Origin of the sequence: Nocardia sp. NPDC052566, from assembly GCF_044547285.1 — a bacterium.
Taxonomy (GTDB): Bacteria; Actinomycetota; Actinomycetes; order Mycobacteriales; family Mycobacteriaceae; genus Nocardia.
Genome location: NZ_JBIUAF010000008.1, coordinates 46,444 through 58,513, shown reverse-complemented (window position 1 = coordinate 58,513; position 12,070 = coordinate 46,444). Strand labels below are relative to the sequence as shown.

11 protein-coding genes are annotated in these 12,070 nt (G+C 68.7%); 6 read left to right on the top strand and 5 right to left on the bottom strand.

The window, feature by feature from the left end:
- Nucleotides 1–8: 8 nt before the first annotated feature.
- The 3 genes from ACIG5A_RS38710 to ACIG5A_RS38700 all read right to left on the bottom strand — a co-directional run bounded on the left by ACIG5A_RS38710 (nucleotide 9) and on the right by ACIG5A_RS38700 (nucleotide 3,095).
- Nucleotides 9–566, bottom strand: coding sequence for a dihydrofolate reductase family protein (locus ACIG5A_RS38710; protein ID WP_397249599.1), 558 nt, complete (start codon nucleotides 564–566; stop codon nucleotides 9–11).
- Between the two features lie 123 nt (nucleotides 567–689).
- Entirely contained in the window at nucleotides 690–2,339 is a 1,650-nt protein-coding gene (locus tag ACIG5A_RS38705; protein ID WP_397249597.1) for a hypothetical protein, read from the bottom strand.
- 3 nt (nucleotides 2,340–2,342) lie between these two features.
- A complete protein-coding gene (locus tag ACIG5A_RS38700; protein WP_397250307.1) occupies nucleotides 2,343–3,095 on the bottom strand; it encodes a crotonase/enoyl-CoA hydratase family protein in 753 nt (250 codons plus the stop codon).
- 177 nt (nucleotides 3,096–3,272) lie between these two features.
- Here ACIG5A_RS38700 and ACIG5A_RS38695 point away from each other — a divergent pair, with 177 nt between their 5' ends.
- Together ACIG5A_RS38695 and ACIG5A_RS38690 are read left to right on the top strand one after the other, a co-directional pair.
- Nucleotides 3,273–3,911 carry a TetR/AcrR family transcriptional regulator gene (locus ACIG5A_RS38695; protein ID WP_397249594.1) on the top strand — a complete coding sequence of 213 codons (639 nt, stop codon included), beginning with the start codon at nucleotides 3,273–3,275 and terminating at the stop codon, nucleotides 3,909–3,911.
- A complete protein-coding gene (locus ACIG5A_RS38690; protein WP_397249592.1) occupies nucleotides 3,898–5,520 on the top strand; it encodes an acyl-CoA dehydrogenase family protein in 1,623 nt (540 codons plus the stop codon). The genes ACIG5A_RS38695 and ACIG5A_RS38690 overlap by 14 nt, the downstream gene beginning before the upstream one ends.
- Before the next feature lie 66 nt (nucleotides 5,521–5,586).
- Here the strand turns inward: ACIG5A_RS38690 and ACIG5A_RS38685 are convergent, their stop codons facing one another.
- Nucleotides 5,587–5,997: a nuclear transport factor 2 family protein gene (locus tag ACIG5A_RS38685; RefSeq protein ID WP_397249590.1), complete on the bottom strand. Its 411-nt coding sequence runs from the start codon at nucleotides 5,995–5,997 to the stop codon at nucleotides 5,587–5,589.
- Between the two features lie 71 nt (nucleotides 5,998–6,068).
- On the opposite strand from ACIG5A_RS38685, the gene ACIG5A_RS38680 reads away from it, so the two are divergent.
- Nucleotides 6,069–6,983 carry a LysR family transcriptional regulator gene (locus ACIG5A_RS38680; protein WP_397249588.1) on the top strand — a complete coding sequence of 305 codons (915 nt, stop codon included), beginning with the start codon at nucleotides 6,069–6,071 and terminating at the stop codon, nucleotides 6,981–6,983.
- Between the two features lie 185 nt (nucleotides 6,984–7,168).
- The gene (locus tag ACIG5A_RS38675; RefSeq protein ID WP_397249586.1) at nucleotides 7,169–7,873 is read left to right on the top strand and encodes a nucleoside/nucleotide kinase family protein; all 705 of its coding nucleotides are present in this window, start codon (nucleotides 7,169–7,171) and stop codon (nucleotides 7,871–7,873) included.
- A gap of 271 nt (nucleotides 7,874–8,144) precedes the next feature.
- Here the strand turns inward: ACIG5A_RS38675 and pgi are convergent, their stop codons facing one another.
- On the bottom strand, nucleotides 8,145–9,797 hold the full coding sequence (gene pgi, locus ACIG5A_RS38670; RefSeq protein ID WP_397249584.1) for a glucose-6-phosphate isomerase: 1,653 nt from the start codon (nucleotides 9,795–9,797) through the stop codon (nucleotides 8,145–8,147).
- A 231-nt stretch (nucleotides 9,798–10,028) separates the two neighbouring features.
- Between pgi and ACIG5A_RS38665 the strand changes: the two genes are divergently transcribed.
- Together ACIG5A_RS38665 and ACIG5A_RS38660 are read left to right on the top strand one after the other, a co-directional pair.
- Nucleotides 10,029–10,592, top strand: coding sequence for a hypothetical protein (locus tag ACIG5A_RS38665; RefSeq protein ID WP_397249582.1), 564 nt, complete (start codon nucleotides 10,029–10,031; stop codon nucleotides 10,590–10,592).
- Between the two features lie 4 nt (nucleotides 10,593–10,596).
- Nucleotides 10,597–12,051, top strand: coding sequence for an NAD-dependent succinate-semialdehyde dehydrogenase (locus ACIG5A_RS38660; RefSeq protein ID WP_397249580.1), 1,455 nt, complete (start codon nucleotides 10,597–10,599; stop codon nucleotides 12,049–12,051).
- Nucleotides 12,052–12,070 lie beyond the last annotated feature (19 nt).

Here is a 12,070-nt window from a genome sequence, read left to right as displayed (position 1 = left end):
ATGGGCGTTCAGGCGCGCTTCGGCTGGTACGTCAGTGCGGTGATGCCGCAGTCGAAGGCGGTGGCGCCGACCAGCTGGAGCCGTGCGTAGCTCTCGGCGGGGAAGACCGGCAGGCCGACGCCGATGGCGGTCGGGTTGACGAACAGGTGCAGCTCGTCGATCAGCTCCGCGGCGATCAGGCTCTGCACCAGGGTGCCGCCGCCGTAGACGATGATGTCGCCGCCCGGCTGCGCCTTCAGGCCGTTGATGATCTCGGAGAGATCGCCGCCCGCGACGGTGGCGTTGTCCCACGGGGATTCGGTGAGGCTGTTGCTGATGACGACCTTCGGGGTCTTGTTCATCAGGTCGATCGCTTCCTGCGTCTCGTGCTCGGGGTTGGCGGCCCAGGTCGGGATGAAACCCTCGGCGAGCGTGCGGCCGAGCACGATGGTGTCGAACTGGCTCAGCTCGGTGACGTAGGCGGTGAGATCGTCGCTCCACGGGAAGTGCATCCAGTCCATTTCGCCGTTCGGGCCGGACATGTAGCCGTCGACGGAGGTCTGTACCTGGAGCTTGAGCTTGCGCATGATGGTGGTTCCTTTCGCTGCTTGTCGAGCAGAGAGCGGATCGCGGTGACCCGCTCTCCTGATGTGCTTTCAGCCTGGTGGAACCGGTTTACGGATTGTTTACGGTTTCCCGCCGGGGGCCGCTCACCACGGCGCGATCGGCAGTCGCAGCGTTGCCGCGGTCGTCATGGCGAGGTCTCGCAGCGCCCGAGGCGAGGCGATATGAACGGGGTCGAGACTCACCAGCGCGAGCGTGTAGTCGTCACCGATCCGGCAGAGATACCCCGAGAGGCGGGTGCGCGGGAGGTGTTCCGCGGTGAGCCCCGGATGGATGGCCCGTGCGGCGACACCGGTGCACCGATGCGGTCCGAGCGCGCGCAGCGAATCCGGGAGCTCACCGATGTTGGAGCACAGGATGTCTCGCTCGCCCGCGCCCCTGGACAGCGCGTAGGCCCACCGGTCCGGGATGACCTGAAGGATCTCCTCCGGCATCCCACCGGGGCTGGACATGCGGTATTCGTAAGCGGCACGGCACTTTTCGCGAATAGTGGCGAGAGTGTCCTGCTGCCCCATGGCAATCTCGGTCATGGCCAGGTCGTTGTCGACCCGCGGCTCGTCCCGAGTATCGACCGGCAGGCTCACGGTGAGTGACTCGCCCGGAAACCCACTGGACCACAACATATGCGCGACAAGCCAAACGAAAAGACTGTTGGCAGTGCCCCCGTGGTCGGCCGCTACGCGATCCCACTCCACCACCGGGCAGCTCAGCACCGCGCCGTACGGCACGAACCGCTGCGCGATACCTGCGGCATCACGTCCATGCCCCGTGACTGCGCGTCGCGGGATGCCGCCTCGCAGCGCCCGCATGGTGCCGCGCAGCACGATCCACCACTGCCGCCGCGCATCGGCCCAATCCGATTCCGCCGCAGCCGACTTCGCGTCGCGTGGAACCGGTTGAGCAGTGACCGCCGAGCCGCCGGACAGTATGGTGCCTTCGGCGAGCGTATGCCCGCGCGCATCGGCCCGATTCGACATCACCGCGGTCGGCTTCATGCCGGATGGGTCCGGTGCGCCGGTGGGCGACGCTTCTCCGTCGCGGATTCTCCCGCGTGCATCGGCCGATGGGCCGATCGCGGGCAGCATGGAGGTGCGATCCCTCGGGGAGGCGACGCCGGTGGGACTCGCTGTGGATCCGACGGCGGTCGGCTTGCCCGGTGGCTCGGTGGCAGCCGAATTCGGCTTCGGGGCGGACACTTTCGTCAGCGCATCGGCCAGATGGTTCGCCGTGCCGCCCACAGATCGTTGATTCGGCGGCGCGCTGTCGGCAGGCGGCCACGGCTCGGGCGCGCGCTCACGGGCTCGGCGCAGTGCGTCGTCGATGGCGAGTACCAGGGCGCGGCCGTCGGCGAGGGCGTGTGAGCAGGTCAGCGAGACGATGGAGCCGCCGTCGTCCAGTGGCGTCGCGGAGAGGCGCCAGCCGGGGCCGTATTCGGGGTCGAGGTTCTCGCCTTGGATGTTGGCCCAGTCGAGCAGGTCGGCGACCGGTATCGGTTGGGTGGTCAGTTCGAGTGGGTGTGCGCGGGTGGTGGGTTGCCAGGTGCGGCGGGCACCCGGGACGCGGGGGCGAATTACCCTGCGGCCCAACGGTCCTGCGCTGAGTTCGGCATGCACGCGGTACAGCAGCGCGTGCTCGACTCGATCGGCGGTGCGCCACAGGCCCTGGAGCGCGATCGGCGTACCGAGCCCGCGGTGGGTCCGCAGGAAGATCTCGTCGACGACGCTGAGCCTGCTCATCCGTCAGAAGACGCCGTGCCTGCCGGCGCCCGCGGCGAAGCGCTGTGCGCCGTCCAGCGCGCCGTCGGCCAGTGCGCCGAGGCCGTGCCGGAACTCGTTGCGCATCGCGGCCTCCTCCTCGCGGCCCTCCTGCTCCAGCATCGACATGCGGTCGGTGCGCAGGCAGGTCTGCGGCAGCACGGCGAGCTGGGCCGCCAGTTCCTCGGCGACCCGGCGCGCGTCACCGGTCGGCACCACGCGATTGACCAGGCCCATTTGCAGTGCCTCCGGCGCGCTGACCGCGCGGCCGGTGAGTATCAGCTCCATGGCGCGGCCGTGGCCGATGATGCGCGGCAGCCGCACCGTCCCGCCGTCGATCAGCGGTACACCCCAGCGGCGACAGAACACGCCGAAGGTGCTGTCCTGCTCGGCGACGCGCAGGTCGCACCACAGCGCGAGCTCTAGCCCGCCCGCCACCGCGTATCCGGACACCGCGGCGATCACCGGTTTGGACAACCGCATACGGGTCGGCCCCATCGGCCCGTCGCCGTTCTCGGTGGCGTGATTGGACCGCTCGGTGCCGAGCGCTTTGAGATCGGCTCCGGCGCAGAAGGTTCCGCCGTCGCCCCAGAGCACGGCGACCGAGGCCTGCGGGTCGGCGTCGAAGGCGCGGAAGGCATCGGCGAGCGCCTTGGCGGTCGGTCCGTCCACCGCATTGCGCGCCGCGGGGCGATGCAGGATCACCGTGGTGACGGGTCCGGCGTGCTCGACGCGCACACCGCTGCCGGCCGACTCGGTTGCTTCGCCTCGATCGCTCACGGTCGTCACCCGTCCTCCGCCGCCACCGCGGCTGCTGTTCGCCGGCTCGGCGCCTTCGCCGGGCTCGTCCCTCACCCGACCATACGGCCTGACCACCCCTTGTGTGAAGAAGTGAATTCATGCTTCACTTCTTGCGTGGCGTACCGCAGAACCCCTGCTGTCCAGGCCAGACTGGATGCGCAGGCCGGGCTGATCGTGCAGGCCGCGACCAAGATCCTGTCGCAGGACGGCTTCGCGGGCCTGTCCATGGCCGCGGTCGCCGCCGAGGCCGGGGTGGCCACCGGAACCGTCTACAAACACTTCGGCGGCAAGGCCGAGCTGGTGACCGCGGTCTTCCGCAAGGTCGTCGCGCGCGAGGTGGCCGCGGTGCGCAAGGCCGCCGCCGCGGGCAATGCGACCGATCGGGTGACCGCGGCGGTGGAGACGTTCGCCGGTCGCGCGCTCAAGAACCCGCGCCTGGCCTACGTGCTGCTCGCCGAACCCGTCGACGCGGTGGTCGATGTGGAACGCCTGCACTTCCGCCGCGCCTTCGCCGACGCCTTCGAATCCGCGGTGCGGGAAGGGGTTTCGCGCGGTGAACTCCCCGCACAGGATGCGCGGACCAGCGCCGCGGCGCTGGTCGGCGCGATCGGCGAGGTGCTCGTCGGCCCGCTCGCCGACGCACCGCACGGGGAATCCGTTGTGCCCCAACTAGTCACCTTCGCCCTGCGCGCGCTCGGCGTGCGCGAAGCAAGCGCTCAGCCAGAAACAGGAGTGTCCGATGCCGACGCATGAAGTCTTCAACCAGGTTCCGAATATCGTGCCGTTCGATGTCTCCCGCAACCCGGCGCTGCTGGAGGGCCTGCACCGCGAGGGCGCGGGCTGGGCCGAGGCCGAGGTGCGCGAACTCGGCGTGCTGGCAGGCGGTTTCGCGGCGCAGGAGTGGGGCAGGCTGGCCAACGAGTACCCGCCGGTGCTGCACACCCACGACCGCTGGGGCCATCGCGTCGACGAGGTCGAATTCCACCCGCACTGGCACGATCTGATGAATGTCGCGGTGGCGCACGGCCTGCACGGTTCGCCGTGGCTCGACGACCGGCCCGGCGCGCACACCGCACGCGCGGCCAAGTTCTACACCTGGGGCGTCGCCGACGCGGGCCATATGTGCCCGATCTCGATGACCTACGCGGTCGTCCCCGCGCTGCGGCACAACGCGGAGCTCTCCGCCAGGTACGAGCCGCTACTCGGTTCCCGCACTTACGATTTCGGCCTGCGTGAACCGTCGACCAAGGCGGGGCTCATCGCGGGCATGTCGATGACGGAGAAGCAGGGCGGCTCCGACGTCCGCGCCAACACCACGACGGCGACGCCGAATCCCGATGGCTCCTACCGGATCGTCGGGCACAAGTGGTTCACCTCCGCGCCGATGTCGGACATGTTCCTCACGCTGGCTCAGGCGCCGGGCGGCCTGTCCTGTTTCCTGCTGCCGCGCGTGCTGCCGGACGGCACCCGCAATCCCATTCGGATCCAACGGCTCAAGGACAAGCTCGGCAACAAGTCCAATGCCTCCTCGGAGATCGAATACGAGAACGCCACCGGCTGGCTGGTCGGCGCGGAGGGCGCGGGCGTCAAGACCATCATCGAGATGGTCAATATGACCCGGCTCGACTGCGTGATCGGTTCGGCCACCGGCATGCGCGTCGGCGCGGTCTTCGCGGTGCATCACGCGCGGCACCGGGAAGCGTTCGGCGCCAAGCTGATCGATCAGCCCGCCATGCGCAATGTGCTCGCCGACCTGGTGATCGAATCCGATGCCGCGACCACCGTGATGATGCGCCTCGCCGGCGCCACCGACCGGGCGGGCACCGATCCGGCCGAGGCGGCGCTGCGCCGCATCGCACTCGCGGTCACCAAGTACTGGGTGTGCAAGCGGGCGCCGTCGCATGCGGCCGAAGCGCTGGAATGCTTCGGCGGCAACGGATATGCCGAAGAGTCGGGGATGCCGCGGCTGTATCGGGAGGCGCCGCTCATGTCCATCTGGGAGGGGTCGGGCAATGTCGCGGCCCTGGATGCGTTGCGTGCCATGGGTCGTCAGCCGGAGACGGTCGAGGCCTACTTCAACGAGGTCTCGCTCGCCAAGGGCAGCAACCCCCGCCTGGACGACGCCATCGCCAAGGTCGGCAAGGAGCTGTCGGACCTCAGCGATATCGAATACCGCGCCCGCCGCATCGTGGAACTGATGGCCCTGGTTCTGCAAGGCGCGCAACTGGTCCGGCACGGCCACCCCGCCGTCGCCGACGCGTTCTGCGCGACCCGTCTCGGCGACGACTGGGGCATCGCCTTCGGCACCCTGCCCACCGGCGTCGACACCGGAGCCATCGTGGAGCGCGCCTTCGTCGCGTGATGTCAACGATCATCAGGAACTGGCGGCGGCGTTTCGCGAGTGGCGAGTTGCGTCAGTTCCTGATGATCATGGTCGGTGCGCGGGGGCGTCGAGTACGCGCTCGACCAGGGCGGTATCGCAGTGCTCGATCACCTCGGTGAGCTTTCCGTCGCGGATGCGGAAGAGGAAACAGTAGGTCTGGTCGTAGGTTTCGCCGCGGGTGGTGGTGCCGTGGCCGCGGACCTGTACCGCCACCCGGTCGTCCTCGGCGATCATGAACTCGGCGGCGCTGCGGTAGTCGGTGAACTGGGTCATCAGCGGTCGCAGGAGATCCTGCAGGGCAACAGATTTCGGGCCCCAGGTGCCCGACCACGACCAGTTTCCGGGGAAGATCCAGCGAAAATCGTCGGCCATGGCCTCGCCCATCGCGCGGGTATTGCCCTTGGCCATCTCGTCGAAGAGGGCGCGGAGCAGTTTCTTGTTCTCGGCTGTGCTCATGACATCGACGCTAGGTAGCCACGAGGTATGCGACAAGCGAGGTTCTCGCATCTCTGGTATCAGTGATCCGCATGACTGAGTTCACCGTCCTCGGCCTGCGTGTGGTCCGAGCGGCGGCCGCGACCGGCTCGTTCTCCACCACGGCGGAGAACCTCGGCTACACCCAGTCGGCGGTGTCGCGACAGATCGCGCTGATGGAGCGGGCCGCCGGGCAGCCGCTGTTCGAACGGCACGCACGCGGTGTCCGGCCGACCGCGGCGGGGCTGGTTGTCGTGCGGCATGCCGAGGCGGTGCTCGGTGAGCTCGACACCGCCCGTCAGGAACTGAGCGACCTGGAAACCACTGCCGCCGAACGCCTTCGAATCGGCGCCTTCTCGACCGCCATGGCCGCCCTGGTCCCGCGCGCGATAGCCGCGGTGCGCGGACAACGCCCGCACGCGCGAATTCCGTTGCGCGAGGGGATGAGCCCGCGACTGCTCACCGCCGTCGCCCGCGGCCGCCTCGACCTTGCCGTGGTGACCGCACCGGCGGACCCGCCCGCAGGCGTCGAACTGGAACCGCTACTGGACGATCCGCTCCTCGTCGCCGTGCCACCATCCCACGAACTCGCGGGCCGCGTCAGCGCCACGCCCGCGATGCTCCGCGACCAACGCTGGATCGCGGGCAGCGCCGACCGGGACAGCACCCTCCTCGGCGCATGGTCCGGCTCCGGACACCCGGACATCGCCTTCGTCGCCCGCGACTGGTTCGCCAAACTCGGTCTCGTCGCCGCGGGCATGGGCATCACCGTCGTCCCCGGCATCGCCGCCCCCGTCCTCCCACCGACCATCGCCCTCGTCCGCATCGACCACCCGGACGCCACCCGCCCAACCGCCATCGCGTACCACCCCACCCACCGCGACGATCCCCTCCGCCGCGCCTTCACCGAATCCCTCCGCGACACCGCCGCAGAACTGTCGGCCCACATCCGGCACCGCCTGCGTTGAGCAGGCGGATGTCAGCGAAGCTGTCGGCCCGTGTGTGGCACCGTTTTACGGGGGCCTGCACGTTTGGCGTTCGGGCTAGCTCGCGTGTTGTGTTTCGCTCGGGACGTGGTCGGCGATGTAGCAAGGGAAAGCACTACTTTTCGCATCGAACGAATACCGATATCGCAGAGGTAGAGTCGCATCCCGTGGTCGAGGCACACATCGAAATACCGCTGAGCGTCCTCGCGAAACGCGTGCGTGCGCGCGCGGCCGCCTGTCCCGGGCGCTATGTGCTCGGGATCGCCGGGCCGCCGGGGGCGGGCAAATCGACGTTGTCGGCGGCGCTGCGCGAGGCGCTCAACGCGGCGGCGGACCGGCCGGTCGCCGAGATCGCGCCGATGGACGGCTTCCACCTGCCGAATGAGGTGCTGCGCGCGGCGGGCAGCCTGGCACGCAAGGGTGAGCCCGACACTTTCGACGCGGCCGGGTTCGTCGCACACCTGGAACGACTGCGCCATACCCCGGTCGGCCAGCGGATGCTGTGGCCGACCTTCGACCGGTCCATCGAGGAGCCGGTGCCGGGCGGTGTGGTGTTCGACAGTCAGCCGATCGTGATCACCGAAGGCAACTACCTGCTGCTCGACGGCACGCTGACCGACGCGGAAAGCACTGCGGCCTGGTCCGGGGTGCGCAAACTCCTCGACGAGTGCTGGTACCTGGACGCCACCCGGGAATCACTCGAAGAACGCCTGCTGCACCGGCACATTCGCGGCGGCCGCACCCCTGAGGAAGCGAAGGTCAAGGTCACCGACAGCGATCTGCGCAACGCGGACCTGGTCGCCCCCACCAGCATTCACGCGGATCTGGTGCTGCACGAGCGCGGCGGCAAGTACTACACCATCGCGACCTGACTACTCCTGGATGCTCTGCTGCCTGGACACTTTCAACGCGAAACACCCGAATTCGCCCCATATTCGGCGAAATTGTCCGCTGAGCTGAGTCCCGCCCAACGCAGCGAAGCCGTCGGCGGTTGGTGTGGCGCAACGCGATCAGCGCGTCCGTGGGTGTGCGTCGAGCGCGAGCGCGCCGATGCCGGTGAAGTCGTCGGTGGCCGGTGTGGCGCAATGTGATCAGCGCGTCCGTGGGCGTGCTCAGCAGAGGCCGCGCATACCGGCGGGGCCGTCAGCGATTGCCTCGATACCACCCGATCAGCGCATCCGTGGACGAATCACCCTGCGGTGCGGGTTCTTCCGCCGACGTGAGCAGCGGCGCCAGTGCCAGTGCCTGCTGCTTGCCGAGTTCGACACCCCATTGGTCGAAGCTGTCGACACCCCAGATGGTGCCCTCGACGAACACCTGATGCTCGTACAGTGCGATCAGCTGACCGACCACCGAGGGCGTGAGCCGCGGCGCCAGGATGCTGGTGCTCGGCCGGTTGCCCGGCATCACCTTGTGCGGCACCACGTTCGGATCGGTGCCCTCGGCGGCGATCTCCTCGGCCGTCTTGCCGAACGCGAGCACCTTGGTCTGGGCGAACAGGTTGCTCATCAGGATGTCGTGCATGCTGCCGGTGCCGTCGATAGTCGGCAGATCGTCGGTGGGCTTGGCGAAGCCGATGAAATCGGCGGGAATCAGGCGGGTGCCCTGGTGCAGCAGCTGATAGAAGGCGTGCTGGCCGTTGGTTCCCGGTTCGCCCCAGAAGATTTCACCGGTCGAGGTGGTGACCGGGGTGCCGTCGGCGCGCACCGACTTGCCGTTCGACTCCATGGTCAGCTGTTGCAGGTAGGCGGGGAAGCGCGCCAGATCGTTCGAATACGGCAGCACCACACGCGATTCCGCGCCGAAGAAATTCGAGTACCAGACCCCGAGCAGGCCGAGTAGCACCGGCGCGTTCGCCTCCAGCGGCGCCGTCGCGAAATGCCGGTCGACGGCGTGCATTCCGGCGAGGAACTCGGCGAAACGCTCCTTGCCGATGGTCGCCATCACCGAGAGGCCGATCGCGGAATCCACCGAGTAGCGGCCGCCGACCCAGTCCCAGAAGCCGAACATATTGGCGGTATCGATACCGAATGCCGCGACCCGCTCGGCGTTCGTCGACACCGCGACGAAATGCTTGGCGACCACGTCCGTAGATGACTCTGCGGCGCCGAGCGCGGCCACCAGCCAGCGCCGGGCCGCGGTCGCGTTGGTCAGCGTCTCCAGCGTCGAAAACGTCTTGGAGGCAACGATGAACAGCGTCGTGGCCGGGTCGAGCCCGTCCAGTTTCGCGACCAGATCCGCCGGGTCGACATTCGAGACGAACCTGGCGCCGATTCCGGCGTCGGCGTAGTGGCGCAGCGCCTGGTGCACCATCACCGGGCCGAGATCGGAGCCGCCGATCCCGATATTGACCACCGTCGTGATCCGTTCGCCGGTGGCGCCGCGCCAGGCGCCCGAGCGCAGCGCGTCGGTGAACTCACCCATCCGTCGCAGCACCTCGTGCACCTCGGCGCCCGCGTCGGCGCCGTCGACGATGAGCGACTCGCCCGCGGGCAGGCGCAGTGCGATGTGCTCGACCGCGCGGTTCTCCGAGGTGTTGATGTGCTCGCCGCGGAACATCGCGTCGCGCCGCTCGGCCACCCCGGCCTCACTCGCCAATTCCACCAGCAGTCCCAGCGTTTCCCTGGTGACGCGGTGCTTGCTGTAGTCGATGTGCAGATCGCCCACCTCGACGGTCAGCTCACGACCACGCGCCGGATCGTCGGCGAAGATCTCCCTGAGGTGTCGCCCGCCTACCGCGCTGTGGTGGTCGTGCAGTTTCCGCCATGCCGCCGATGCGGTGATGTCGCTGCTCACGTCCGCCGAGGTTACTCACCACCCCGAACCAGCGCACGCGAACGGGTAGCGAAGAGTCGGTGTACTCGGCGGATGCGACCGGTGAGATTTCCGATGTGCCGCAAGCCGATCTGCCGGAGTAGCATCCGCGACCTCGCATCGGTCCGGTTTATCCAGCACAGCCCGTCGAAATGACACGGTGGGACCTATGGCGTATTCCTTGGTCGGAACTGACTGCCAAGGGGGAGTGTTGTGACCGATATGCCGGGAAGCGAACCGATCGACACGTGTGTCGCCTGGCCGGGGCCGTTCGTGCCGGAACCAGGGCCGCCCGATGCCCGGTTCGTGGCAGGCCCGGATACGGCCCCTCGGCTGGCGCGCGCGACCTCACGTGCCCTGTGGCGCAAGCCGGGCGCCTGGCGGACCGTCGCCGTGCTGCTCGTGCTCCCATGTCTGCTGGCGATCCTCGGCGGCGACATCGGCCGCGCCGCGGCGATCATGATCATCGTCCTGCTGGCGCTGAGTCTCCCGGTGGGCGCATGGCGTAGTCGCATGCGCCTCGAGGTCGCGCTGCGCGCTGTCGTCTCGGACGGTGCGGAGATGACCAGCCGCTTCGGTGCGCACGCCTTCGATATCCAGACGGTCTGCACGTATGAGAAGTTCTCGTACCGCGGGCTGATGGGATTCGATGTGTACGACGAGATCGTGCTGATCACCTACAACTCGCGGATATTCAAGGCGCTACCCCGTGAACTGTTCCCCGATGACGCGGTCGCCATGATCCGGCAACGGCGCGGGCAGCCCGGCCTAGGCTGAGCTCATGGTGTCCGAACGCGAAGTTCTCGAATCCGTCCCGACGCAGCTGTGGATCGGTGGCCCGGTCGCCGCTACCGGGGGAGGCACCTTTCCGGTGCACAATCCCGCCACCGGCGAGGTGCTGACGCACGTCGCCGATGCCACCCCTGAGGACGCGGTGCGCGCGCTCGATGCCGCCGTGGCGGTGCAGGCGGAGTGGGCGGCCACGCCGGCGCGGCAGCGCGCGGAGATCCTGCGGACCGTCTTCGACCAGATCACCGCTCGCGCCGAGGAATTCGCGCTGCTGATGACCCTGGAGATGGGCAAGGCGCTGCCGGAGAGCCGCAACGAGGTGCGCTACGGCGCGGAGTTCTTCCGCTGGTTCAGCGAGGAGGCGGTGCGGGTGCACGGGCGCTACCTGCACGCGCCGTCCGGTACCGGCCGGATCATGGTGCACAAGCAGCCGGTCGGCCCGTGCCTGGCGATCACGCCGTGGAACTTCCCGCTGGCCATGGGAACTCGCAAGATCGGCCCCGCGCTCGCGGCGGGCTGCACGATGATCGTGAAGCCCGCGGGCGAGACACCGCTGACCATGCTGCTGCTCGCCAAGCTGTGCAGCGAGGCCGGGCTGCCGGACGGCGTGCTCTCGGTGATCACCACCAGCCACTCCGGCGCGGTCACCCAGCCGCTGCTCGACGACCCCCGGCTGCGCAAACTCACCTTCACCGGCTCCACCGAGGTCGGCAAGAAGCTGGTGGAGAAGTCGGCGGGCGGGCTGCTGCGTACCTCGATGGAACTCGGCGGCAACGCCCCGTTCGTGGTGTTCGACGACGCCGATGTCGACGCCGCGGTGCAGGGCGCGATGCTGGCGAAGCTGCGCAACGGCGGCGAGGCGTGTACCGCGGCCAACCGCTTCCACGTGCAGAACGGCGTGCTGGAGGAGTTCACCACCAAGCTGGTGGACGCCATGTCGAGCACGGTGACGCTCGGACCGGGCACCGACCCCGCCACCACCCTCGGCCCGCTGATCAACGAGAACCAGCTCGACACGGTCAGTGAGCTGGTCGAGGACGCGGTCGCCGCGGGCGCCCGGCTGCGGCTCGGCGGCAAGGCCCCGGGCGGCCCCGGTTGGTTCTATCCGGCGACCATCCTCAGCGACGTGCCCGCGCACGCCAGGATCCTGCGCGAGGAGGTGTTCGGCCCGGTCGCCCCGATCGTCGGCTTCGCCACCGAGGCCGAGGGCATCGCCGCCGCCAACGACACCGAATTCGGTTTGGTCTCTTACATTTACACCCGTGACCTGGACCGTGCCCTGCGCGTCGCGGAGGGGATGGAGTCCGGCATGGTCGGCGTCAACCGCGGCGTCATCTCCGATCCGGCGGCGCCGTTCGGCGGCGTGAAGGCCTCCGGCTTCGGCCGCGAGGGCGGTATCGAGGGCATCGAGGAATACCTCTCGACGAAGTACATCGCCCTGACCTGAAGATGAAAACGACCGCCCC

What these genes read in the sequence shown, in the direction of transcription:
- ACIG5A_RS38710 (WP_397249599.1), bottom strand. Translation starts at nt 566, where the DNA reads ATGCGCAAGCTCAAGCTCCAGGTACAGACCTCCGTCGACGGCTACATG.
- ACIG5A_RS38705 (WP_397249597.1), bottom strand. Translation starts at nt 2,339, where the DNA reads ATGAGCAGGCTCAGCGTCGTCGACGAGATCTTCCTGCGGACCCACCGC.
- ACIG5A_RS38690 (WP_397249592.1), top strand. Translation starts at nt 3,898, where the DNA reads ATGCCGACGCATGAAGTCTTCAACCAGGTTCCGAATATCGTGCCGTTC.
- ACIG5A_RS38685 (WP_397249590.1), bottom strand. Translation starts at nt 5,997, where the DNA reads ATGAGCACAGCCGAGAACAAGAAACTGCTCCGCGCCCTCTTCGACGAG.
- ACIG5A_RS38680 (WP_397249588.1), top strand. Translation starts at nt 6,069, where the DNA reads ATGACTGAGTTCACCGTCCTCGGCCTGCGTGTGGTCCGAGCGGCGGCC.
- ACIG5A_RS38660 (WP_397249580.1), top strand. Translation starts at nt 10,597, where the DNA reads ATGGTGTCCGAACGCGAAGTTCTCGAATCCGTCCCGACGCAGCTGTGG.